Annotated in this window: 1 protein-coding gene; it reads left to right on the plus strand. The window is 39.8% G+C overall.

What is annotated here, in order from left to right:
* Positions 1 to 40 precede the first annotated feature (40 nt).
* Positions 41 to 266 (plus strand): hypothetical protein (locus N3G78_14910; GenBank protein MCX8119206.1); only part of this gene is annotated, 226 nt, incomplete at its 3' end.

Here is a 266-nt window from a genome sequence, read left to right on the forward strand (position 1 = left end):
ATACACCTTTAGCACCGAGGGCTTAATTAGATACTACTTTATGGACCAAGAGTTTCCAGAGAAAATATCCATATCGCAGATTTCAGAAGATTTTCATGTGAGCCTTTTCCTTCACGGTGTTATGCTAATAACCCTTTTTTCCCTTTTTAACCTCACAAGCCTGAGGGAAAAGGTAAGGATTGTAGCTATTACTCTGACGAGCCTTTTAGCCATCCTTTACATCGCTTCCGACTTTCCCATAATATTCCTTGGCACTTCCTTTGTTT

Source organism: Thermodesulfobacteriota bacterium (assembly GCA_026415035.1).
Taxonomy (GTDB): domain Bacteria; phylum Desulfobacterota; class BSN033; order BSN033; family UBA1163; genus RBG-16-49-23.